The sequence below is a fragment of the Lautropia dentalis genome (assembly GCF_003892345.1).
In the GTDB taxonomy this organism is placed as follows: Bacteria; Pseudomonadota; Gammaproteobacteria; order Burkholderiales; family Burkholderiaceae_E; genus Lautropia; species Lautropia dentalis.
Genome location: NZ_RRUE01000002.1, coordinates 357,520 through 381,648, shown reverse-complemented (window position 1 = coordinate 381,648; position 24,129 = coordinate 357,520). Strand labels below are relative to the sequence as shown.

12 protein-coding genes and 1 pseudogene are annotated in these 24,129 nt (G+C 63.4%); 9 read left to right on the top strand and 4 right to left on the bottom strand.

The window, feature by feature from the left end; all coding sequences use genetic code 11:
- Window positions 1-4,163 precede the first annotated feature (4,163 nt).
- The gene (gene pdxA, locus EHV23_RS09655) at window positions 4,164-5,201 is read left to right on the top strand and encodes a 4-hydroxythreonine-4-phosphate dehydrogenase PdxA (RefSeq protein ID WP_420813054.1); all 1,038 of its coding nucleotides are present in this window, start codon (window positions 4,164-4,166) and stop codon (window positions 5,199-5,201) included.
- A gap of 240 nt (window positions 5,202-5,441) precedes the next feature.
- On the opposite strand, the gene EHV23_RS09650 is transcribed toward pdxA, so the two are convergent.
- Window positions 5,442-7,313: a phosphoenolpyruvate carboxykinase (GTP) gene (locus EHV23_RS09650; protein WP_125095886.1), complete on the bottom strand. Its 1,872-nt coding sequence runs from the start codon at window positions 7,311-7,313 to the stop codon at window positions 5,442-5,444.
- A gap of 1,366 nt (window positions 7,314-8,679) precedes the next feature.
- Here EHV23_RS09650 and metC point away from each other — a divergent pair.
- The 3 genes from metC (at window position 8,680) to EHV23_RS09635 (ending at window position 13,007) form a co-directional block, all read left to right on the top strand.
- Window positions 8,680-9,960: a cystathionine beta-lyase gene (metC, locus tag EHV23_RS09645; RefSeq protein WP_158615912.1), complete on the top strand. Its 1,281-nt coding sequence runs from the start codon at window positions 8,680-8,682 to the stop codon at window positions 9,958-9,960.
- 507 nt (window positions 9,961-10,467) lie between these two features.
- Window positions 10,468-11,601, top strand: coding sequence for an NAD-dependent epimerase/dehydratase family protein (locus EHV23_RS09640; RefSeq protein ID WP_125095884.1), 1,134 nt, complete (start codon window positions 10,468-10,470; stop codon window positions 11,599-11,601).
- Window positions 11,598-13,007, top strand: coding sequence for a UDP-glucose dehydrogenase family protein (locus tag EHV23_RS09635; RefSeq protein WP_203228961.1), 1,410 nt, complete (start codon window positions 11,598-11,600; stop codon window positions 13,005-13,007). Before EHV23_RS09640 ends, EHV23_RS09635 begins: the two co-directional genes overlap by 4 nt.
- Before the next feature lie 611 nt (window positions 13,008-13,618).
- Here EHV23_RS09635 and EHV23_RS09630 read toward each other — a convergent pair.
- From EHV23_RS09630 to EHV23_RS09620, 3 genes are all read right to left on the bottom strand, one after another.
- Entirely contained in the window at window positions 13,619-14,086 is a 468-nt protein-coding gene (locus EHV23_RS09630; protein ID WP_158615911.1) for a universal stress protein, read from the bottom strand.
- A 166-nt stretch (window positions 14,087-14,252) separates the two neighbouring features.
- Entirely contained in the window at window positions 14,253-16,052 is a 1,800-nt protein-coding gene (locus tag EHV23_RS09625) for a putative bifunctional diguanylate cyclase/phosphodiesterase (protein WP_125095882.1), read from the bottom strand.
- Window positions 16,053-16,453: 401 nt separating this feature from the next.
- Window positions 16,454-17,722 carry a GntR family transcriptional regulator gene (locus EHV23_RS09620; RefSeq protein ID WP_125095881.1) on the bottom strand — a complete coding sequence of 423 codons (1,269 nt, stop codon included), beginning with the start codon at window positions 17,720-17,722 and terminating at the stop codon, window positions 16,454-16,456.
- A 619-nt stretch (window positions 17,723-18,341) separates the two neighbouring features.
- Here EHV23_RS09620 and argS point away from each other — a divergent pair.
- The 5 genes and pseudogenes from argS to EHV23_RS09595 all read left to right on the top strand — a co-directional run bounded on the left by argS (window position 18,342) and on the right by EHV23_RS09595 (window position 24,109).
- A complete protein-coding gene (gene argS, locus EHV23_RS09615; protein ID WP_125095880.1) occupies window positions 18,342-20,081 on the top strand; it encodes an arginine--tRNA ligase in 1,740 nt (579 codons plus the stop codon).
- 152 nt (window positions 20,082-20,233) lie between these two features.
- Window positions 20,234-20,911: an SPOR domain-containing protein gene (locus tag EHV23_RS09610; RefSeq protein WP_158615910.1), complete on the top strand. Its 678-nt coding sequence runs from the start codon at window positions 20,234-20,236 to the stop codon at window positions 20,909-20,911.
- 186 nt (window positions 20,912-21,097) lie between these two features.
- On the top strand, window positions 21,098-21,751 hold the full coding sequence (locus EHV23_RS09605) for a thiol:disulfide interchange protein DsbA/DsbL (RefSeq protein WP_158615909.1): 654 nt from the start codon (window positions 21,098-21,100) through the stop codon (window positions 21,749-21,751).
- A gap of 172 nt (window positions 21,752-21,923) precedes the next feature.
- Window positions 21,924-22,736: pseudogene (locus EHV23_RS09600) on the top strand (SDR family oxidoreductase); the annotation flags it as partial.
- Window positions 22,737-22,915: 179 nt separating this feature from the next.
- On the top strand, window positions 22,916-24,109 hold the full coding sequence (locus EHV23_RS09595) for a septal ring lytic transglycosylase RlpA family protein (protein WP_125095877.1): 1,194 nt from the start codon (window positions 22,916-22,918) through the stop codon (window positions 24,107-24,109).
- Window positions 24,110-24,129: the final 20 nt, after the last annotated feature.

Here is a 24,129-nt window from a genome sequence, read left to right as displayed (position 1 = left end):
GCAGATCAGGGGCAGATCAGGGGCAGATCAGGGGCAGATCAGGGGCAGATCAGGGGCAGATCAGGGGCAGATCAGGGGCAGATCAGGGGCAGATCAGAGCAAATCCGGGAGGAAGTGGAGAAGCTGGACATGACGAAGATATAACGGATCGGAAAATAGGCTGGATCCCCCCCCAACGAGAACATCATCAATGACTTGTGATGTACGGTGTTATATCACCTCGTTCAGTCATCATTCCCTGAGAAAGACGGACGATTCCCGGGAAACGCGGGCCCCGATGGGCAAGCTTGTAGTTTATTGCCCAGTGTACAACACAAGATAAAGAAAAAGCTCCTTTTGCAAGCATGCTTACGTTTTCCTCGACCAAACCGGGGGGGGCTACGCGTGTGAGGGGGGTACTACCGCTCAGAAAAGCACCTCTATAATGGAAGCGAGCGCTCACTGTTATCGAAACCCTTTAAGTATCGTGTGAATGGTTTCGTTGTTATTCACGTGGGATCGTGTGTCTGGTGCGTTGGCGAGGCGAGGTCCCGCCGGTAGTCAGTTCCCTGAGACAAGGTAGTACAGTATCAAACGCAGAAGCGTGGTTGTTCGGTTGTTCTGGGCGTCTGACCCTAGGGGGGGAGGGGGAGCATCCCCAGAGCGAACGGCTATCATTGCTACACAGCGTCAAACCGGGGGCATATCTGTATCCGGCCTACTAAACCTTAATCTCTGACCCCGATACACTCTATTGACATGTACAAGTCAATCGTCTCCAGCCCTGGGGCTTGTACGAGTGCAAGGATGGCGCGACAGGGCCTCCTCCACATCCATTTTCCTACCCTCAGATCGCCTTTGGGTCACATTTTGAACCAATCACCGACTCTGCGTGCGGGGATTCCTCCTGCCAACCGCTTGAGATGGGGGCGTTAGGTAATCATTTAGGAGCGATTCCCGGTCTGGTTGGGACGTCTAGGGGGCGATAGGGAACCTTAGGGGTGACGAAGGCGACAAAGCATCTAAGGGGGAGGAACTTGCTGGCCGGAAGGGTGTGAAACTGGTTTCATGAAGTATTGTTCCACGTGGAACACTGCATTGGGCAAACGAATAAGCGTTAGAGTGAGTTCACATTGGAGGTGGTAGATACAGCTCCTCCCCTCCTTGAGTGTGTGGTGATGAGTTTCTAGTACCATCAGTATCGACAGAATTGCAGAGTAGGTGTTCCGTGGCTTAAGAAGCTCTTGTTATATGGTTTGTCTACTCGGCTGACATATCTATGAAGCGTATACCTACCTATCTCCGTACAGACCGGCCTTCGTGTCTACGTCAAAACTCCCTAGATCAGTCATCAACCTGCGCAGTGCTTCGAAGTCGACCTAAATTAGAGAAGGGCAAAGACACAGCGATGCGCGACTGGATGGGAGTCCAGGTACCCGCCGAATAATAGCAATACGCTGACCATGTTCTTTCTGTCAGTAGATTCGCCTGCACTGGCGCAGGTAGCTTGTTGGATAGTGTCTTTAATCAACTGACAATATCAGTAGCCTGGCTGGACTAAAGTCTAAAGTCAGGGATGAAAGCAATGCCGCTATCGCATATGGCTTCATGGTCGCGGAAGGAACTAACTGCCAGGTCCGCTGGCGCGGAATGCTCATGCATCCGTGGATTCTGCGCGGATTGCGCCAACGTACGGGTTTGCGGTAAAGACAGGATTGGTTATCTCGCGTATTGCTGTGGCGCAGCTTATTCTATTTGTCTTGGTGTGACACGTGGGAAGGGCTTTTTACGCTCTCATAGGGAAACTAGCGTGCGTGCGCGTTTCCTCTGTTCTCGAGGTTCAGGTCAAGAGAACCCGATGGGTCGTGGTCCTCTTGTCATTATCAGTTGAATTCGTCCGCCGGTTAAATAATATTAGAAGTAAGCGCTCACGTATTACGCAGTAATATGCTGGTCTGTTTGTTGATCGCGCTATTCCGCGTTGTCTACTGGAAACCTGGATAAGTGCGCGCTTGTTTTTCAGTCCTACAGTAGTGCTATTGGTTCTGGCGTGTGGGGGTGATCGCATGAGGACTGCGGATTGTTCCACGTGAAACAGGCCTCTTCTGGAAACCCAAACTCCGTCAGGCTTATGATCGGGAGAGGCTTGCCATGGATGGCGGATGGATTCTAGCTGCATATAGCTTCCTGAAGCAGGAGGGAGCAGAAACTGAAGTCATCGATGACGAAGACGGTGCATAACTGATGATCTCTGTCACGCCAGCGCAGATCTAGCGGAAGGGCGCATAGCGTTGATCATGCACGGGCGGATGGCTGCCATGGATTGTCCAATGAAGCTTCTCTCCCGGCTAAAATCTGAGATCTGTATGCAATGCTCTTGATGCGAAAGAAGAGAGCCCAACACGCTCTTATGGCGTTTAAACTCAATCGCCGGTCGGAAATGGACATGGCTGTATGAGCAATGAACGTGTTACGGTTGCTGTGCTCTCCGTCCGCAGTACATCTCAGTCCGTAGATATCTGATATGAGAAATTTCCCCTTTGGGGCGGCGTCAGTGTGAATTGATGGCTGGGGCGGGGAATAACGTCCACAGATTGTGGGTAAAAAAATTCTCTGCAAATCTGGGGAGTCTATCCTCTCATTATCACTCTACTCCAGCGGCCAGTCGGCACGCCTCCTGGCGAACGAAGGGGATGAAGATCGTTTAGCGCGCGCCTCATCCGCGGGCCATTTCTGGCAGTAATTTCTGGAATGAAACGGTGCGAGCAGGAGGGCGAATCTGGGAGCATAAATGTTTTTGCTTCTGCCCCCTACAGTCATCAAGTCTGATATGACCAGAGACAAGCCCGACAGCCACCGTTAACCGGCAGGAACAATCATCGCAGTTGCTCAGTCAAGGGAAAAGTCCTGCGTAACATTTTGACCTCCGTCCCTCCAGTGCGTTGTCATTTACCGCCGTGGCCCTCGGCCATTGCCACCGAGATTCCGTCCGGCTAATCCTGATCCCAGTCCCTGCCTCAGTCTTTGCCCCAGTCTCTGCCCCAGCCCCGACCCCGGCACAAACCAATTTACAGAGACCGTTCTAGGCAAGAGGACCCACGTGTCGCAGACGTCTCAACGAACCGGCGCGCTAGGCATAAGTACCTGATGACACTGAATGCTCAGATGTTCTGCCGAAGGACTCGTCTTGGAGGTTGCCAAACGCTTGGGGATCTCTGCAAAAGTCCTGCGCAACTTTGATCTCCATGCCGGGCGATGCAGTGCGTTGCCTTTTGCCGCAGGAGCATTCTGGCTCATTCCGACTTTGAACTGACCAGTTCCGAAGCAAGCGATCGATCTGAGGATGTAAAACAAGTCAGCATCCTGAATCAGGCGGCATCCTTCCTTGTGCTGCCGAACGTCTGCCCGGCGCCTTCTCCCTGGGCAGCCAGGAGAGTTTCGTCGTCAGGGTGGGCGGCGTTCCGTAATCACTAACGTGGGGCAGTGGTGAAGCAAACCTAGTGGATGATGCCGCGCGGACGACAAACCTATGGAATGAAGGGCGCAGACAACGAACGTTCAACGTTCACAAGCAGACGATACAGCCGCGACGACGGACATGCGCGGGACGACCGATCACCGCAGACGAACACCCTCAGAAGACAACCACCCTCTTGCAGGAATCTATCAGGAGAGAGCTGAATCCAGCCAAACCCCTGATGCGCCCCTCACGCCCGCCATTCTGTACTTAAAAGTATGCCGTTATAAAGTGAGCGCACACAAACATATAAAAACTCAATTAATCTTTATGAGGCAATAGTCAGGAATGCTGTGCCTATTTTCTTCAGTACAAACTGCCAGCCGTCACCCATTACAAACCAATCGTCAACACCAATACCGACCGCCAGCTGCCAGCCACCAGCCACCAACCGCCCCCCCCAACTGCCACCCCCCCAACTGCAAACCGCCAATTCTGTCTTCCAGCCGCTCTCTCTCCAGCCCTCGCGACTCACACCCACTCCCGGTGTCGTGCAGCCCCTGTCCCTCTATTGCGGTAAAGTGTTCCCGCCCCTGGAATGTGTTCTGGATCTGGGTCTGTTCATCTCCGCCAGAACGAGCGCACCCCGACACGCCCGACACCACACCCACGCCCACGCCCACGCCGGGCCTCCGCCCGTTTCTCAAACGGCCTCTTCTCTTCCCCCATGCCCGTGAGTCTCCCCATGTCCGACAGCCAGCACGCTACCCAACGCACCCCGTCCAGCGTACGACGTCCCGGGAGCAGGGACAGTTCCGCCCGACGCCCTGTTGCCATCACCATGGGTGATCCAGCCGGCATCGGCCCCGAGATCATTCTGAAGGCGCTGCAGAAAGCGCCTGAAATCGGCCTTCAGGGGCCTTTTGTGGTCTATGGTGACCCCAAGTGGCTTGACGCCATTCCAGAGGCTCTTGCGCCCGATACGGGCCTCCTGGAGGTGGTCTCATGTGCCCATGTTCCTGCAGACCTTCAGGTTGGGCAGATTTCGGCGGCAGGAGGGGACGCTGCCTGGCGTGCCGTGCGTCAGGCGGCGCAGGATGCGATGGCCGGAAAGGTGCGTGCGGTGGTGACGGCTCCGCTCTCCAAGGCCGCAATGAACCTGGCCGGGCACGCGTATCCGGGCCATACCGAGATTCTGGCCGAGGTGGCGGGCAATGTGCCGGTGCGAATGATGCTGGCCAACGAGGAACTGCGTACGGTGCTGGTAAGTATCCACGTGCCGCTGCGCCAGGCCATCGAGAGGCTGACGGTGGCGGGGATCGTCGAAACCATCCGCTTGACCGATGCTTTCCTGCGCCGTACGGGCCTCGAGGCGCCACGGATTGCGGTGGCAGGGATCAATCCGCACGCCGGGGAGGATGGGCTGCTGGGCGATGAGGAGATCCGCATCATTGGCCCCGCGGTTCGCGAGGCGCAGGGCCTGGGCATCGATGCACAGGGGCCATTTCCGCCGGATACGGTGTTCATGCGGGCCCGCGGCTTTGCGCAGTTCGACGTGGTGATCGCCATGTATCACGACCAAGGGCTGATTCCGATGAAGTATCTGGGCGTTGAGGACGGTGTGAACCTGACCGTGGGATTGCCGTTCGTGCGCACAAGTCCCGACCATGGGACTGCCTTCGACATAGCCGGCAAGGGGGTGGCCGATCCATCCAGCATGCTGGCGGCCATGCAGATGGCCGAGCGGCTGACAGCGGGCTGCTGAGCGGCTGGGTCCGGTTCTGCAATCGGCGTTGACACCCCAGCCAGTTTCCGCGCTCAGTGTCGGCCTCCGTGTTCCGCCAGGCGCCGACTCCCATGAAAAAACCGCCGCGTGAAAGCCATCGCGGCGGTTTCGTGAATCTAGGGCAGAACCTGATCCCGGCAGCGAAACCGGGTAAGTCCGATCCCAGGCATTTCGCTCGTGCCCGTGGCCCTGATGGGAGGGCCACAGGCGGGTTCTGGATCAGTGCTTGTTCAGCAGCCCTTCCAGATGCAGGCGGGTCTCGCGCAGCACGGCGGGCAGACGTTCACCCAGGCGGGCAAACAGCTCGTCGTGGTGGGCAAACTCGGCCTTGACCTGTTCCGGATCGACGTAGGTGACCTTTTCGTAGGCGTCCTTGCCGAAGTCCAGGCCATTCCAGTTCAGGTCTTCGTAGTGCGGCGTGGTGCCGAGCACGTGCTCGATGCCACCCTGCTTGCGGCCTTCCAGACGTTCCAGCATCCAGTTCAGCACGCGCATGTTGTCGCCGAAGCCCGGCCAGATGAAGCGGCCGTTGTCGTCGGTACGGAACCAGTTGACACTGAAGATCGGGGGAACCTTGGCTCCCTTGGACTTCAGCCAGTCACCCAGGTTGAGCCAGTGCTGGAAGTAGTCGCCCATGTTGTAGCCGCAGAAGGGCAGCATGGCGAACGGGTCGCGGCGCACCACGCCCTGCTTGCCACCGGCGGCCGCGGTGGTCTCGGAACCCATGGTGGCGGCCAGGTAGACGCCTTCGGTCCAGTTGCGGGTCTGGGTGACGAGGGGGATGGTGTCGGAGCGGCGGCCACCGAAGATGAAGGCGTCGATGGGCACGCCGGCCGGGTCATCCCAGGCCGGGTCGACCGCCGGGTTGTTGGTGGCGGCCACGGTGAAGCGCGAGTTGGCGTGGGCTGCCTTGCGACCGTTCTTGCCGTCGGCCGGCGTCCAGTCGTTGCCCTGCCAGTCGATGACGTGGGCGGGCGGTTCGCTCATGCCTTCCCACCATACGTCGCCATCGTCGGTGAGGGCCACGTTGGTGAACAGCACGTTCTTGTTGAGCGCGGCCATGCAGTTCGGGTTGCTCTTCGCGTTCGTGCCCGGGGCCACGCCGAAGTAGCCGGCTTCGGGGTTGATGGCGAGCAGGCGACCGTTGGCGTCGGGCTTGATCCAGGCGATGTCGTCGCCCAGGGTGGTGACCTTCCAGCCTTCGAAGCCTTTCGGCGGGATCAGCATGGCAAAGTTGGTCTTGCCGCAGGCCGACGGGAAGGCGGCTGCCACGTGGTATTTCTTGCCTTCGGGCGAGGTGACGCCGAGGATGAGCATGTGCTCGGCCAGCCAGCCGGGGTTGCCGTTGCCTTCTTCGGCATGACCCATGGCCGAGGCGATGCGCAGTGCCAGGCATTTCTTGCCGAGCAGGGCGTTGCCGCCGTAGCCCGAACCGTAGGACCAGATCTCGCGGCTTTCGGGGAAGTGCACGATGTACTTTTCATCGTTGCACGGCCAGGTCACTTCTTCCACGCCTTCGGTCAGCGGCATGCCCACGCTGTGCACGGCAGGCACGAACTCGCCGTCGGTGCCCAGCACGTCCCACACGGCCTTGCCCATGCGGGTCATGATGCGCATGCTGGCCACCACATAAGGGGAGTCGGTCAGTTCGATGCCGATCTGCGAGATCTTGCTGCCCAGCGGACCCATCGAGAAGGGCACGACATACATGGTGCGACCCTGCATGCAGCCCTTGAACAGACCCTGCAGCGTGGCGCGCATCTTGGCCGGTTCCATCCAGTTGTTGGTGGGGCCGGCGTCGATTTCCTTCTCGCTGCAGATGAAGGTGCGATCTTCCACCCGGGCCACGTCGGACGGGTTGGAGCGGGCCAGATAGGAACCGGGACGTTTGGCGGGGTTGAGCTTGATCAACGTACCGCGGGCGACCATCTCTTCACACAGACGGTCGTATTCTTCCTGGCTGCCATCTGCCCAGACGACGTTGGCCGGCTGGGTGAGTTCGGCAATCTGCCGCACCCAGTCGATGATGCCGGTGTGCCGTACTTCGGACGGGACGTTGCCGATATCGACAGCCGATGATGTCTTTGTCATGTTGTTTCCTTGTTGTGAAGTTGAAAAACACCAGAACCGGGCTCGGGTGAACGGCGGGTCGGGGCCAACAACGCAGTGCATGCACTGCCGGCACTTCGAACGGGCCGTTCACAGGAATGTCTCCTGAAGCGTGCGATGCACCCGGGCAACCCAGGAGCATGGCGCGCGTCAGACATGACACTGTCTCCATGGAGGGAAGAACGGCAAAGACCGTCCGGCCTTCCGGCGAACCCTCCGCCAGTCCCGTCCGGAAGTCGCTGCCCTTGCGGGCCGCACAACCGGCTTCCGGAACCGTTCGGATGGCTCAGGGTTGATCGTATGCCTTTTGCGAGGTTTTCGCCAACAAGCCCCAACAGTCTGTCGGACGCTTTGACGGCAGGAATGGCAAGTCTCCGCAGGCACGGGTCTGACGATGACACGAATCTCCACACGTTTCTCTGATCCAGTACAAGGAATATGACAGTTGCGTGGGGACAACAGGTTCTGTGGGGCAAGGGAATCCTGATGACTCAGGGCATGGGCAACATTGCGCCCCACCCACTACCCGGAGAGCACGGGCAACATGGCCACCCACCATCCAGAGAGTACGGGCAACATAGCCGCTCACCACTCAGAGGGCACGGACAAGATGCGCTGGTGTGGCCGGGAAATCCTGTCTCACGAGTCACCACCAGAGGACACGGACAACATGGTCGCCAGTCACCCAGAGGGGCGCTTCTGGGCTGTCCCTGACCGTGGGCTACCGGCGTTGCCCAGCTTGCCAGGGCGGCCAGCCTTGTCGCGCAGTGCGCCAGGTCTGCTCACGGCTGGGGCCAGTGGCAAAGGTGCCGTTATTGATGTCAAATCAGGAGTGGATCAGCGGGTGCGCACGCCAGCGTGAATGTCGGCTGATTCACGGGATTACTCGGGCGGCGGGCTGTTGGTGGCCCGTTGCTTCTGCAGATGTGTGTACTTGCTTTCGTGGAATGCGGCGCTTTTTCGTGGAATGTGGCTGCCATTCCGTGGGAGTACGTGCCCTGCCGAGACTGACCTGTGCTGCTGGCATCCGCTGCCATTGGTGGGCCTGTGCTGTTGCCGGCCGACAGGTCTGTACCGTCATCGATGGGGGGGCCTGTGTCGTGACTGATGGGGCTGTGCAGCCGTGAGAATGTTGATGCCGCTGTTCTGCCGTGTGCTGCTCTCCGTTTGCAGTGGCCCCAGGGGCGCTTCAGGGCAGGGGAGGGCGGTGAAAGGGTGGGAGCGGTAGCTGGCTACAGGCCAATTGTGGGTATCCAGATGAAAGTATGTGGGTACTCACCGCTGTATTCAGGTGCAGGCCACGTGGATGTGGGCTGCAGCAGATTTTGTTGAAAACAAGGGGAAAGACGTGACCAGAGAAAACGCCGCCGGCCAGACCGGCACCACGACGCAACCAGGAGCAGGGGAGGGCGCCGGGCGTCCTGCTGCCCAGGATCCGGTGCTGGGCTGCCTGCCCATCGAGGCAGGCCACAGCATCAGTCGCCGCATTCGTGTGGTGAATCCACCGCTGATCCGGGCCTCCAGCGTGGTGTTCGATACCGTGCAGGATGCCGTCGAGATGAGCAACCGCACCGATCAGGGTGAGCTGCATCAGTCCAGCTACGGAACGGCGGGTACCGAAACCACCTATGCACTGATGGACGCGGTGGCCGAACTGGAAGGTGCGCCGCACAAGGTGCGTGCCGCCCTGATGCCGTCGGGACTGGCAGCAATCAGCACGTTGATGTGGGCGTTCACTTCGCCGGGAGACGAGATTCTGGTGACCGATTCGGTCTATGGGCCGGCCAGAACCTTCAATGACACACTGCTGAAGAAGTTCGGTGTGAAGACCATCTACTTCGATCCGCAGGCCACGCCGGACGATCTGGAAAAGTTGGTGAGTCCTCGCACACGTATGGTGTACCTGGAAAGCCCGGGCAGCTATACCTTCGACATCCAGGACACGCCGGCCATCAGTCGCTGGGCGCGCGAGCGCGGCATTCTGACCGCCATCGACAACACCTATGCCTCGCCGCAGCTGGCCCGTCCGTTCGACTGGGGGGTGGACATCTCGGTCCTGGCACTGACCAAGTACTGGAGCGGTCACGCCGATGTGCTGATGGGCGCCGTGGTGGTGCGCGAGGGGCTGTGGCAGCAGCTCTGGTCTGCCGTGCGGCAGCTGGGCATGTGCGTGGGTGGGGACGATGCGTGGCTGATCCTCCGTGGCATGCGCACGCTCAATGCCCGCATGCCGGTACACGAACAGAGCGCGCTGAAGGTGGCCCGCTGGCTGGAGAAGCAGCCGGGCGTTGCAAAAGTGATACACCCGGGACTGGAAAGCCACCCCGGTCACGCGCTGTTCAAGCGCGACTTCCTGGGCAGCAACGGGCTGTTCTCGTTCGAGCTGGAGCCGGTGTCGCAGGAGGCGGTGCAGGCGCTGTGCAATGGCCGGCGCCATTTCCAGTTGGGCTTTTCCTGGGGCGGTTACGAGAGCCTGATCATGCCGGCGTATCTGCGGGGCTGCCGCAGTGTCACGCCGTGGCATGGCGAGCAGCTGGTTCGTATCCACTGCGGCCTGGAGCCGGCCGAAGCGCTGATCGCCGACCTCGATGAAGGGCTGAAGGCGATGCGCGCCGCCAACAGGACCTGATGACGCCTGTTGCCTGGCCGGCAATTCGTGGCTTCCCGTGGCTTCCGGGTGCTGCACCCGGAGCCGCTGGATGCGCGGGGGTGGGCAGGAAAAGCGAGGAAGGGTAGAGAAGGGTAGAGAAAGGGGGGCAGAGAAGGGCCGGCAAAGCCCATTTCGCTCTCCGAACAAGTGAAGTGGTTTTGCGTAAGTATGTGCTTACTGTTGAAAATCAGGCATTTCCGGGGGGCCCTGTCTCACGTCGTTTCTGCTCTGCGCCTCTCTGCTTCAAGTGACGACGTCTTGTCCCAGCGCAGCGCTCGCCGTCTGTCTCCTTCCCGGCAATCTCGCTGTTCATGCACCCCAATGCCAACTATTCACGCGCGGGTGACGGCCAAATTGACGATAATCTGAAGAGCGCGCGGATGCCCGGGTGTTAGACCGTTCCGATGCCGTTTCGATGCAGGGTATCCGCGCCATCTTCTTTCGCAGTGACTGACTGAAGTCAGTGCTTACTCTCAGGGTGACACAATGACAACGCCTTCTGGCCTGCTTCCCCTCGACCAACTGATCAATCAGGATCTGGACGACCTGATCCGCAAGGCCCGTTCGCAGTACGAGGCGCTGGCCGGCAACCACCTCTGGCTGACCGGGGGCGCTGGCTTCCTGGGCTACTACCTGGTGCTCTCCATCGGCCACTGGAACAGGACCGCTCCCGCCGACAGGAAGATTCGCCTGACGGTGCTGGACAACTACGTGCGCGGCATCCCCGCCTGGCTGAAGGAAGCCGAATCCGCCGAAATCCGGCTGCGCAAGCATGATGTGACGCACCCGATTCCGGCCGATCTGGAACCGGCCAACTTCATCATCCATGCGGCGTCCATCGCCTCGCCGATGTACTACCGCAAGTTCCCGCTGGAAACCATCGACGCCAACGTCAACGGTCTGCGCCTGATGCTGGACTATGCGGCCGAACGCAACCAGAAGGAGCCGGGTTCGCTGAAGGGCTTCCTGTTCTTCTCGACCAGCGAGATCTATGGCGATCCGACGCCGGATGCCATTCCCACGCCCGAAACCTATCGTGGCCTGGTGTCGTGCACCGGCCCGCGCGCCTGCTACGACGAGTCCAAGCGTGTGGGCGAGACGCTGTGCGTGCTCTATGCCCAGACGAAGGGGGTGCCGGTGTCGCAGGCCCGTCCGTTCAACAACTATGGTCCCGGCCTGAAGATCACCGACGGCCGTGTGCTGCCCGACTTTGCCCGCGACGTGCTGGCCGGCCGTGACATCGTCATGCTGTCGGATGGTTCGCCCACCCGCACCTTCTGCTACATCACCGATGCGCTGTCGGGCTACCTGCGCGTGCTGGTCAATGGCCGCCGCGGTGAGCCCTACAACATCGGCATCGAAACCCCCGAGATCAGCATGCGCGAGCTGGCCGAACGGGTGCAGAAGCTGGCCCGGGAGCTGTGGGGCTATCAGGGCAAGGTGGTGCACAAGCTCTCCGACGAGGGGGAGGTGTACCTGAAGGACAACCCCAACCGTCGTTGCCCGATCATCACCAAGGCACGCACCGAGCTGGGCTATGCACCGGAAGTGGATGTCGATACCGGCCTGCGCCGCATCCTCAACTGGTATTACTTCAATCGTGACGCAGAGGCTGCATGATGAAAATCTGTGTGGTGGGAACCGGCTACGTCGGTCTGGTGTCGGGAACGGGGCTGGCTTCGGTCGGCCATGAGGTGGCTTGCGTCGATGTGGACGCTGCCAAGGTCGAGCGCATCAACCGCGGCGAGCCGCCGATCCATGAGGAAGGGCTGGAAGCGCTGCTGAAGGCCAACGTCGGCCGCCGGTTGCGTGCAACGACCTCGCTGGCCAGCGCCATGGAAAATGCCGATGTTGCCCTGGTGTGCGTGGGCACGCCCTTCGATGGCAAGCTGATCGACCTCAGCTATGTGCTGCAGGTGGCCCGCGAGATCGGCCAGGTGCTGAAGGATCAGGCCGCGGCTGCAAAAGCCGCCGGGAAGCAGCCGCACTATTGTGTGGTGACGGTCAAGAGCACGGTGGTGCCGGGCACGACTGACACGGTGGTGCGTGAGGCCATCGAGGAAGTGTCGGGTCTGAAGGCCGGCAAGGACTTCGGTCTGGGCATGAATCCGGAGTTTCTGGCCGAAGGTGTGGCCGTCAAGGACTTCCAGGATCCGGACCGGATCGTCGTCGGCGGCATCGACGAGCGCAGCACCGAACAGCTGGCCCGCATGTATGCCACCTTCGAGCAGAAGGGTGTGCCGGTGGTGCGGACCACGCCGCGCACGGCGGAGATGATCAAGTACACCTCCAATTCGTTCATGGCCACGATGATCTCGTTCTCCAACGAGATCGCGCGGATCTGCGACGGCATTGGCGGGCTGGATGCGGCCGAGGTGTTCAAGGGCCTGCACCTGATGAAGCACCTGATCTACCGCGATGCCGACAACAATCTGAAGAAGGCCGGCGCCACTTCCTTCCTGTGGGCGGGCTGCGGCTTTGGCGGCAGCTGCTTCCCGAAGGATGTGAAGGCCATTACCGCGCATGCCCAGCATCGTGGTGTGGACACGCCGATGCTCGACGCCGTGCTGTCCACCAACAAAACGCAGCCCGGACAGATGCTGCGCCTGCTGAAGGAGCAGCTGGGCGACAGCCTGGCCGGCAGGCGGGTGACGGTGCTGGGTGTGGCCTTCAAGCCGGGGACCGACGACGTGCGTGAATCGCCTGCGCTGCCGGTCATTGCCGATCTGGTGAAGGCTGGCGCGAAAGTGACCGCTCACGATCCGATTGCCGTCGAGACCGGTCGCAAGGCACTGGCCGACTACGGGGTGCCGGCCGATGCGGTGAGTTTTGCGCCCTCGCTGGACGCAGCACTGGCGTCGGCCGAGGCCGTGCTGCTGGTGACCAGCTGGCCCGAATACAAGGCCGTGCCGGAGCTGCAGTCCAAGGCCGGGCGCTCGGCAGTACCCCTGGTGGATGGTCGGCGGTATCTGGCGCGCGAGTCATTGCCGGCGTATAGTGGGATTGGGCTGTCGCTGGGGCGTTGAACGGCGGCGGCATCCGGTGCCCGCGCCGTGGTGTTTCATCCATAAGGGAGCTTCATCCTGCAGGCGCCGTGATGTCCCATCTGCTGGGTGTTTCATCTTGCGGGTGCGCCGTGATGTCCATCCGAAAAAGGTGGGCATCCCATCGGGGCCGGGTCTCCGGCCCCGTGGGCCTGAACGGTCACCGTCCAGCAGGCCTGCCAGCGACAGGACAGCTTTGGTTTAGCGGGTAAGTACACACTCTCGTGGTAACCGGCTAATCACGCGGTGTGACTCATGCGGAGTTGCAAGGGCTCCGCAGGGCGGCAGACGCTGGTTCGAGGTCTGCCGCTTTTCATTGCCTTGTTGGCGTGCGTCTGTGGACTCATGCGTTCACGCGCTGGCTGGCCCCAGACGTGTGCTGACAGGGGCGCCTGACAGGGACGCCGTTCCGGGAAGAAAGCTGTGGCCCCGTTCTGACCGGGAAGCTGATGTTGCCGGGAAGCTGATGTTGCGTTTCAGGAAAAAATCTTCTTTCCCAGAGCGCAAAAAACCCGCCGGCACCGGAGGTGGCAGCGGGCTTCGGGACACCCTGGCGGACGGACCGCGAGGGTGCCAGACGGGTGCGAAAGTGCTCAGCCTTCGTCGCCGTCGTGATTGCGGACGACCAGCAGGTCGATGTTGGCACTGCTCAGCAGACGGCGGGTGGCGCTGCCCAGCAGCAGGGCGCTCAGGCCGCCCCGGCCATGCGAGGCCACGACGATCAGGTCGGCTTTCCTGTCTTTGGCAATCTTGATGATGCCGTCGGCCGGTTCGTCGGCAATCTCGAAGGCGGTGTCGGCCGTCAGACCGGCCTTGCCTGCCTTGGCCTGGGCGGCATCGAGCACTTCCTGACCGGCGGTGCGTACCTTCTCGTCATGCTCGTTGGCGGTGAGGTAGTTGTTCGGCACCAAGTCACCCGCATAGAGCGGCGGGGCATAGGGGGCACCGACGTTGGCGATGGTGAGCGCTGCTTTCAGCGTGCTGGCCAAGGCAATGCCGGCATCGACGGCGCGTTCGGACAGGGGGGAACCGTCGGTGGCAATCAGAACATGCTTGTACATGAGAAGGTCTCCTTCAGGCCGGGTTGATGTATCTGCTGACAGCATAGAACACTTTGCCCGCTTTGGGGCATGTTCACCCTGTCATAAAGCAAGGACGTTGCTTTTTGTTAAACCCCCTGACATGGGGCGGCGTACAAAATGGGGCGCGCACCAAACCGGGATCGGCTCAGGCCACAGCCGGCTGGAAGCGGGTGCTGGCGCGCAGACGGTCCTGCAGGGCGGGAGCGCTCATCGGCGGGCAGAACAGGTTGCCCTGCAGGGTGCAGTTGGGCAGGTGTTCCTGCAGGCAGGCAAACTCGTCGGGGCGTTCGATGCCTTCGGCCACGGCATCCAGCTCCAGACCCTCGGCCAGCGCCAGAATGGCGTTGACGATGGCGCGGGAGACGGCCTGATGAGGCAGCCCCTGGATGAAGCTGCGGTCGATCTTGATTTCGTCGAACGGCAGCGTGTGCAGGTAGGTGAGGGACGAGTAGCCGGTGCCGAAGTCATCCAGTGACAGGGCCAGGCCCAGTTCCTTGAGCCGGCCGATCAGCTGGCGCGCATGCTCGCCGTTTTCGACCAGCAGGGTTTCGGTCAGTTCCAGCGTGAGGTGTTCGGGGGGCAGGCCGCTGTCGTCGAGGGCCTGCCGGACGGTGGCCACCAGATCACCCCGCTGGGTCTGGGCGGCTGAAATGTTTACGGCCATCCTGAGCGCGGGCAGGCCGGCGTCCAGCCAGGCGCGGGCCTGCCGGCAGGCTTCCTGCAGGGCCCAGGCACCGATCTCGCTGATCAGGCCGCTGCGTTCGGCCACGGGTACGAAGTGCTCGGGCAGGATCAGTCCCCGGTCGCGGTGGTACCAGCGAATGAGGGCCTCGACGCCGGTGATCTCGAGGGTCCGGCTGCAGACCTTGGGCTGATAGAAGAGCTGCAGCTCGTTGTAGCGGATGGCGTGGCGCAGGTGGTTCTCGAGGGTAATGGCGTTGATGCCCACCCGCTTCTGCGCGGGGTCGAAATACTCGATGCGGTGGCCGCCGCGCCGCTTGGCCACGGCCAGTGCCTGTTCGGCGTGCCGGGTGAGCTGGTTGTGGTCGCTGCCGTGGTCGGGAAACACGGCCAGGCCGATGCTGGCCGAGATGAACAGTTCCCTTCCCTCGATGTGCAGGGGCAGCACCAGGCTGCGCTGCAGTTCCTCCAGTGCCTGTTCGTGAGCCGGTTCACCGGGGCGGCCGGGCAGCAGGGCCATGAAGCGGTCGGCACCGGTGCGGGCCAGCCAAGGGCTGGTGGTGATGGCGGGACGGCGCCGTTCGGGGCCGGTATGGTGGCTGATCACGGCATCCAGCCGCTGGCTGACGGCCTTCAGGAAGGCATCACCCATGTGATGCCCGAGGCCGTCGTTGAGTTGGCGGAAGCGGTCGAGGTCCAGCAGCATCACGGTGTGGGCGGTGGCGCGGGCGCGCAGCACCACTTCCAGCCGGCGCATGAAGCCGCTGCGGTTGGTCAGACCCGTCAGCAGGTCCTGCTTGAGCAGCCGGTCACGATAGATCTTGAGGCTCAGGCACTGGCGCAGCTTCAGGTGCAGGGCGGCTTCGTCGAGGGGCTTGCCCAGGACGTCGGACAGGTTCAGTGCCAGGGCTTCCGGCCAGAGCGGGTTGCGCGAGCCAGGCGTGAGCACGATGACCGACAGCCGCTGCCAGGCCGCCGTGCGGATGGCACGACGCACCCACTGCAGTCGCTCGTCATCCGGACCGTCTACCGACAGGAGCAGCAACGCAAGTGTGGGCTCACTGTCGATGAGTTCGTCGGCCTCTTCCAGACTGTCGGCCACACGCAGGGTGCCCAGATGCTGGGTGTCCAGCACGCGCTGAACCGTGTGCCGGGTGGCGGGGTCGGCGTCGAGCAGCAGGACGGTGTTCTGCTGCTGGATCAGGGCGTCTTCGCTGCGGTTTGCGGCGTTGCCCCCGACACTGATGTGTGCCTCTAGGTTCACCGGGATGAAGGTTGCGTGGCGTTGTCAGTCAACAGGGCAGAGATTACCGCATTTGTGAGAACATTTTTCAGAAATGTTCAAAATTCCGTCATGGCGGAAATATGGGCCACCTGGGGTTGAAACCGCTGCCATGACAGCGGGGTCAGACAGGGGGACCTGCGGGTTACGCACATGTGCAGTTGTGTTCACGGCCAGTGTTTTCCTCAACGACAAGGTGCCTATGGGTCTGAACGACTGCGAAGCCGGGCGGGCAGGTGATCCATTGCGCAAAGGTACTGGCCCGTCGTCCGGGGGAGCCTGGCTTGCCGCAGGGAGTGCCTGAGATGAATACAGCCTGGCATGCATCCAACCATCAGATATCCCTGCCATCAATGTGCCTGGCCTGGCTGGCATCCACCATGTCAGGCGTCCAGCGACTCGGCCTCGGGCTGGTGTTGCACCTGATCATGGCCGGTGTTTCGCGTGCCGTGGCCATGACCGCCCTGTGGTGTCTGCGGGCGGGAAGTGCCCATGGTGGCAGCCGTGGTGGATGCACTGCTTGCGACGACGTGGTCGTGCCGGATGGTGTTGACCGTATGGCCCCCTGTCGTGGTGTGAGTATTCACATGCCTGGAAACCGGCTGTTCATGCAGATGATGGCCAGCCATACTGGCCGCACTGGCTGTGCTGGCGGAGGCGGTGCTGCCGTTCGCGGGGGTGTCGCTGGTGTGGTTGTGGCTGACGGGCGTGTTGCTGGCCATGGAGGTGCTGGCAGCGGCGTGGCTGCCGGTGGCGCCTGCGTGGCTGGCCGTGGTGGTGCCGGGCACTGCGCCATGGCTGCCGGCCGTGGAGACCGGAGCGGTGGTGTGCGTGGCCGCGGCAGCAGTGCTGTCCGCCGGCTGCCCGGTTCTGCTGCCGTGTGCGCCGGTTGCGGCTGATGCCCCGGCGGCTTCGACTGCCGCCTGGCTCTGGGCCTGATGGGTGCGCCAGGCACGTTGCTGGGCCGTGGCCTGCAGGTAGACGACCTGTTCGGCTGCCTCGGCATCGCCGCGATGGATGGCCTTCATCAGGGTGCGGTACTCGGCCATGGACTGACGCAGCCGGTTTTCGGGCAGCGGCATCAGGTTGCGCACCATCTGGAGGAAGTGACCGAGGTCGGTGAGCGAGCGGGTGAGCCAGGGGTTGTTGGCCATGGCCTGCAGCCGGCCGTGGAAGGCGTCGACCGCGCGGTAGTAGTCGAGTTCGCGTACGTCGGTGACGGCCTGCTCGATGCGGGCCAGCTGTTCATCCAGCGCCACGATGTCCTCGGGGATCTGGTGGCGGACGGCCTCGCCGGCACAACGGCTCTGCAGCAGGCCCAGCACGGGGAAGAGGCTCTCGACTTCGGCGGACGACAGCTCGATGACGAAGGCGCCCCGGCCCGGCACCAGCCGTACCAGACCTTCATGGGCCAGCACCTTCAGGGCCTCGCGCAGTGGGGTGCGCGAGGTACCGAGGCGGGCCGACAGGGCCAGTTCGTCGATGCGTTCGCCGGGCTGCAGGCTGCGTTCGTAGATCATCTCGCGCAGGCGGTCGGTGACTTCGATGTGCAGGGACGAGCGGGAGATCTTGTAATTGGCGTCCATGGTCCAGACGGTGGAAGAGACGGGTGACAGGAAAACGCCCGGGAACAGGCACGTGGCGCGCGCCATGGCATGCGGCGCGACGGCGCATGCGAGGCCGTGCCTCCGCCCGGGTATCGGGCAGGCCAGCGGCCATGCTGCGCGCTACTGGCCCAACACACCGACGGGGTCGTGAAAGCGCAATGCGGCACCCTGGCTCCCATGCCTGGGTGATCCAGTGCATCGTCACTTGCGGTCAATGGCCTCGCTACTGTGGACAAATGACGTGTTCTGGCTCATCCCGATTCTGGGCCCAAAGTGCCCGCAGACTTTCGCAGCGGCTCCCGTGAGTGCGGGTGGTTTTCCGGTGAGAATTATGTAACGCCCGTATTGTAACGACCCACGGCATACTGCATGCAGGGCGCACCCCGGGGCGTGGCGATTCAGTCAGGTAATCCGACGGGTAGCCGAAAGAGCAAAAGTGTCCTGTCAGCCTGTGGCCATGGCCGGGGCCGGGGCTGGGGCCAGAGCTGGGGCCAGAGCTGGGCTGGGACTGGGCTGGGGCTGGAACTGGTATGGGAACGGGACCGCGGCCGGCGCGGGGGCGCATGTGTCCATGACGTGCCCTGATGCGGCCGGCCGTCGGCAGGACACATCAGCCAGCCTTTCCGATCCGCCCAAACGGCGCGGCAGGCTCTAGAATGCCGGGATGCTTCCCACACAGACAAACGAATTGCGCCAGCTGCTGGCACAGACCATGGTGGCCATCGGCGTGGATGCCGAACAGGCCGCTGCCGTCGTGCCCTCGCTGGAGCGGCCGCGTCAGGCCGAACATGGTGATCTTGCAACCAATCTGGCCATGCAGCTGGCCAGGGCGCTCAAAAAGCCGCCCCGTGCGGTGGCCGAGTCGCTGGTGGCCGCCCTGATGGCCCTGCCGGGTGCCGCTGCCCTCATCGAACAGGCCGACATCGCCGGCCCGGGCTTCATCAATTTCCGGCTCACCCCGGCGGCACGCCAGCGCGTGGTGCACGAGGTGCTGGCACAGGGCCAGGACTTCGGCCGGCAGCCGGCCAGTGGCCGCAAGGTCATGCTGGAGTTCGTGTCGGCCAATCCCACCGGCCCGCTGCACGTCGGCCATGGCCGGCAGGCGGCGCTGGGCGATGTGCTGGCCCGGCTGATGGCCTCGCAGGGCTGGCAGGTGCACCGCGAGTTCTATTACAACGATGCCGGCGCGCAGATCAACAATCTGGCGCTGTCGGTGCAGGCGCGTGGCCGGGGTCTTTCGCCGGACGATCCGTCCTTCCCGGCCGATGGCTACCGGGGTGACTACATTGTCGAGATCGCGCGGGCCTTCGTCGCGAAGGAAACCGTGCAGGTCGACGGCCAGCCGCCCGAAACCGCCACCGGCAACCTCGATGACCTGGAGGCCGTGCGCCGCTTTGCCGTGGCCTGCCTGCGCCGCGAGCAGGATCTGGATCTGTCGGCCTTTGGCGTGCGTTTCGACAATTACTTCCTCGAATCGTCGCTCTACACCGACGGCAAGGTCGAGGACGCGGTGGCCCGTCTCGTTGCAGGCGGCCATACCTTCGAGCAGGATGGCGCGCTGTGGCTGCGCACCACCGACTATGGCGACGACAAGGATCGCGTCATGCGCAAGTCGGGGGGCGGCTACACCTACTTCGTGCCGGACGTGGCCTACCACCTGAACAAGTGGCAGCGGGGCTTCACGCAGGCCATCAATATCCAGGGGTCCGACCATCACGGTACGGTGGCGCGGGTGCGCGCCGGCCTGCAGGCGCTGGAGGCCGGCATTCCGCAGGGCTACCCCGATTACGTGCTGCACAAGATGGTGCGCGTCGTGCGTGGCGGTCAGGAGGTCAAGATCTCCAAGCGTGCCGGCAGTTACGTCACGCTGCGTGACCTGATCGAATGGTCGGGGGGCGGGGATGAGGTTCGCGGGCGCGATGCCGTGCGCTTCTTCCTCATCTCGCGCAAGGGCGACACCGAGTTCACCTTCGACGTGGACCTGGCCCTGTCGCGTTCGGACGAGAACCCTGTCTATTACATCCAGTATGCCCACGCCCGGATCTGCTCCATTCTGGCGCAGGCCGGCGGTGCCCTGGCCGATGCCGACGAGGCAGTGGCGCTGGCGGCGGCTGCAAAGGCCCCCATCGGGCGACTGGTCGCGCCGTCCGAATATGCGCTGATGGCACGCATGGCGGCCTTCCCGACCCTGCTGGCCGATGCGGCACGGGAGCTTGCGCCGCACCAGCTGGCCTATTATCTGAAGGATCTGGCCGCCGATTTTCACGCCTTCTACAACGCCGAGCGCGTGCGTATCGACGATGCCGCCCTGCAGGAGGCCCGCATGGCCCTGCTGGTGGCCGTGCGCACCGTGCTGCGGTGCGGTATGGCGCTGATCGGCGTTTCGGCGCCGGAACGACTGTGAACGAAGCCGGCCGAGGGAGCCGTTTGATGCAACTTGACCATTCCGACATACAGACCGGTCCACGACGACCTGCCCGGGAAGCGGGCCATGCCGCCATGGGCCTGCCGTGCCAGAACGATGCAGTCACGCATGCCGGCGCCGGCAGGGTACCCATGACGTACACCCGGTCGCATCATGTCTGGCGCGGGCCACGCGCCCAGCAGGGCGGCACCTTTCTGGGCATTTTGCTGGGCCTGATGCTCGGGGCCGGGGCGGCTGCCGGCATTGCCTGGTACATCTACCAGTCGCCGCTGCCGTTCATCACCCCGTCCACCCCCGACAAGGGCAAGGTGGTCCAGTCGGCCCCCGAGGTGCCCTCGCCGGTACCCAGTGTGGACGCTCCCCAGGGCAGCACCCTGCCCGATCCCAACCAGGGCAGCAGCCGCCAGCAGGTCATGCCCCAGCCCGATCCGCGCAACGTGGTGCAGTCACAGGGTGTATCGACCGTGGACGTGGCCGCCGGCGATGACACGGCGGCGCTGGATGCCGCCGCCCCCGTGGCGCCGGCCGACGCCCCTGCGGCAGATGCCGCATCTGCCGCGGCTGCGCCTGCTGCCCGGGGGGGTTTTCTGCTGCAGGCTGGCTCGTTCCGCCGCCAAGCCGATGCCGACCGCCTCAAGGGCAACTTGGCACTGCGCGGGCTGGAAGCCCGGGTGGAATCGGCCGCCGTGGGGGGGCAGACGGTGTACCGGGTACGCATTGGCCCCTATGGTTCGCTCGATCAGGTCAACCAGATTCGTCGCGAGCTGGCGGACGATGGCATCGAGGCCGCCGCCGTGCGCATGCGCTGAACGGCGCCCCGATACATGGTTACGTTTGGCTAACGAACGGTGCCGCCCGCGTACGCATGACGTAAACCGGGCGGTTAAGCTTGCCGTTTGAGCTTTTTTGGCTGCGCACGCACCGGGATGTGCGCAGGGATGTTTGGTTTTCGGCGATGTGGATCTCTCTGCCGCCGTTATCTCGAGGATGGTTCCATGAATCGCAAACAGTTTCTCTCGACCGTTTCCGCTGCCGTTGCGCTGGCGCTGATGCCGCTGGCCGCCCAGGCCGCCGACAACCTGTCCGAGGGCAAGAACTTCAAGACCATGTCCGGTCGCATCGCCTCCGACGTGCCGGCCGGCAAGACCGAGGTCATCGAATTCTTCTGGTATGGCTGCCCGCACTGCTACGCCTTCGAGCCCACCATCTCGGCCTGGAGCAAGAAGGTGCCGGAAGGCGTGGTGTTCCGCCGTGTGCACGTGCCGTTCTTCAGCCGTCCGCACCAGCAGATGTTCTATGCCCTGCAGGCCATCAACCGGGAAGACGAGGAAACCCGCAACGCCATCTTCCAGGCCATCCAGAAAGAGCGCAAGCCCATGCAGAAGCTGGATGAAATGAAGGAAGTGCTGGCCAACGTCAAGGTCGACCCTGCCGCCTTCGAAAACGCCTACAACTCCTTCGGCGTGAAAACCCAGATGCAGCGCGCCAACAAGACCACCACCGCGTGGGGCGTGGATGGTGTGCCGACGCTGGCCGTGGGTGGCCAGTACGTCACCAGTCCGGCCATGGCTGGCTCCAACGAGGCGGCCATCGACGTGCTGAACGCCCTGCTGGCCCGCATCCAGTCGGGCAGCAAGGCCGCCAACTGAGGACCATGCCGCGGTGCCGGGCCATGCCAACCCATCGTCTCCACGCGGGGCTGACGTGAAAACCGCCGAAGCTCCCCGGGTGATGGCCGTGTCCGGCAAATCACCGGCGCCGGATCCTGCCACGCCGGCCGGATTCCCGGCGCCCGATCCGTCGGGGCCGGCCGGATCCCCGATGCACGATCCGTCGGGGCCGGCTGCATCTGCCGGGCAGCCGCGGGCCAGTGCGGGCAAGCGCATCGTCATCACCGGGGCCTCCAGCGGTCTGGGCCGCGCCATGGCCCTGGAACTGGCGGCCCGTTTTCCGGGCTGCACCATGCTGCTGCTCGCGCGCCGTGCCGACCGGCTGGCCGAACTGGCGGCAGAACTGCCCGGCATCCGGGCCATCACCCAGACGGTCGACATCACCGACCACGAGGCCCTGAGCCTGCATGCCGGGCGCTTCGTGGCGGCCCATGGCGCCCCGGACATCGTCATCGCCAACGCGGGCATCAGCGTCGGCACCCTCACCGAAGAGCGCGAGGACCGTGACGTGTTCGCCCGTGTCATGGCCGTCAACGTACAGGGCGTCTACGACAGTTTTGCTCCGTTCCTGGCCAGCATGAAGGCCGCCGGTACCGGCACGCTCGTGGGCATTGCCAGCGTGGCCGGCGTGCGGGGGCTGCCCGGCTCGGGCGCCTACAGTGCCAGCAAGGCCGCCGTGGCCGTCTATCTGGAAAGTCTGCGACTGGAAATGCGCCCCCACGGCGTGTCGGTCGTGACCATCGCCCCGGGATTCATCGATACCGACATGACCCGGATCAACCCCTATCACATGCCCTTCCTGATGCCGGCCGACCGCTTCGCCCGGGCGGCCGTCGACGCCATCGTGGCGCGGCGCCGGCGCGTGGTGATTCCCTGGCAGATGGGCTGGGTGGCCCGGCTGCTGCGGATTCTGCCCTGCTGGCTCTACGACCTCGCGTTTACCGGCGCCGGCCGCAAGCCACGTCAGGCCGAGCAGGCCGAACTTGCCCGGCGGCGCGATGCCGGACCGCACGACAGTGCAGCACAGCGCGGCGCAGCACAGCACGATGCGGGACAGCGCCACGCCGGACGGCACGACACGGAACAGCGCCCTGCAGGACTGCACGACGCAGCAGGGCAGGGCAGAACGCCGGAGCAGCGCCCATGAACACCACCGGAAGGACGCTCGGCGCCGTCACCCTGCTGGCGCTGGGACTCAGTGCCGGCTGCGCCAGCCGCGCCCAGTCGGGCGGCGGCTATTACCTGGATGACGGCCCGGGCCGTCCCGACCCCCAGCGGGTGGCCGCGCTGATGAAACAGCCCGATCCCGTCCCGAAGGATGAACCGCTGCGTGCCCGCGCCAACCGTCCCTACGAGGTGATGGGCCAGAAGTTCGTGCCGATGACCGAACGCAAGCCCTATCGCCAGCAGGGGGTGGCTTCCTGGTACGGCCAGCGCTTCCACGGCAAGAAAACCTCCATCGGCGAAACCTACGACATGTATGGCATGACGGCCGCGCACCCCACGCTGCCGCTGCCCAGCTATGTGCGCGTGACTCGCCTCGACAACGGCCGGTCGGTGGTGGTGCGCGTCAACGACCGCGGCCCCTTCCTGCGCGGCCGGCTGATCGATCTGTCCTACATGGCGGCCAGCAAGCTGGGCTATGTGGGCAATGGCCACACCAATGTGGAAGTGGAGCTGCTCGATCCGGCAGCCGGCAGTACGCGCATGGCGGCGACATCCCCTCAGCCCGTCGCGTTGGACAGCGACATGAGCGGTCGCTCACTTTCATCGAATGGTCCCGCCCTGCAGCCCGTCTCGCTGAAACAGGCGGAGGTGGCGCTGCCTGTCGCGGCCACGGCCGATGCGGCCCCCCTTTCAGCCAGCACACCCGCCCCGGCACAGGAGCAACCGGGGGCGCAGAACCAGCGCCAGGCCCAGTCACCAGACCGGCCCCAGCCCCGATCGACCCCGGCGTCAGTATCCGCCGCCTCTCCGGGGGGGCAGCCCTCCGATACGCCTCCGGATGCCCCACCTGCCGAGGCATCCGCGGCAGCCGAGCCGCCTGCTTCGGAACCATCCCGCGAATTGCGTGCCAGTCCGCAGTCGGCCCGGCCTGCGCAAGGAGGTCACTGGTTTCTGCAGCTGGGCGTCTTCCACCAGCTCGACAATGCCCTGCGCGCCCAGCGCGAGCAGCAGGCGCGCACCACACCTGACGACCCACCGCTGGAGCTGGACCAGCGCGGCGAGAACTACCGCGTTCTGCTCGGCCCCTACCGTGACGAAGCGCAGGCCCGGGCTGCTGCTGCCGACATCGGCGCCCGTACCGGCCACAAGCCGGGCGTGATCCGCCGCTGACATTGGTAAGGGAAGTGGGC

Excerpts from the sequence above, each read along its gene's own strand:
- pdxA (WP_420813054.1), top strand. The coding sequence starts at position 4,164 with ATGCCCGTGAGTCTCCCCATGTCCGACAGCCAGCACGCTACCCAACGC.
- EHV23_RS09650 (WP_125095886.1), bottom strand. The coding sequence starts at position 7,313 with ATGACAAAGACATCATCGGCTGTCGATATCGGCAACGTCCCGTCCGAA.
- EHV23_RS09640 (WP_125095884.1), top strand. The coding sequence starts at position 10,468 with ATGACAACGCCTTCTGGCCTGCTTCCCCTCGACCAACTGATCAATCAG.
- EHV23_RS09635 (WP_203228961.1), top strand. The coding sequence starts at position 11,598 with ATGATGAAAATCTGTGTGGTGGGAACCGGCTACGTCGGTCTGGTGTCG.
- EHV23_RS09630 (WP_158615911.1), bottom strand. The coding sequence starts at position 14,086 with ATGTACAAGCATGTTCTGATTGCCACCGACGGTTCCCCCCTGTCCGAA.
- EHV23_RS09620 (WP_125095881.1), bottom strand. The coding sequence starts at position 17,722 with ATGGCGCGCGCCACGTGCCTGTTCCCGGGCGTTTTCCTGTCACCCGTC.
- argS (WP_125095880.1), top strand. The coding sequence starts at position 18,342 with ATGCTTCCCACACAGACAAACGAATTGCGCCAGCTGCTGGCACAGACC.
- EHV23_RS09610 (WP_158615910.1), top strand. The coding sequence starts at position 20,234 with ATGACGTACACCCGGTCGCATCATGTCTGGCGCGGGCCACGCGCCCAG.
- EHV23_RS09605 (WP_158615909.1), top strand. The coding sequence starts at position 21,098 with ATGAATCGCAAACAGTTTCTCTCGACCGTTTCCGCTGCCGTTGCGCTG.
- EHV23_RS09595 (WP_125095877.1), top strand. The coding sequence starts at position 22,916 with ATGAACACCACCGGAAGGACGCTCGGCGCCGTCACCCTGCTGGCGCTG.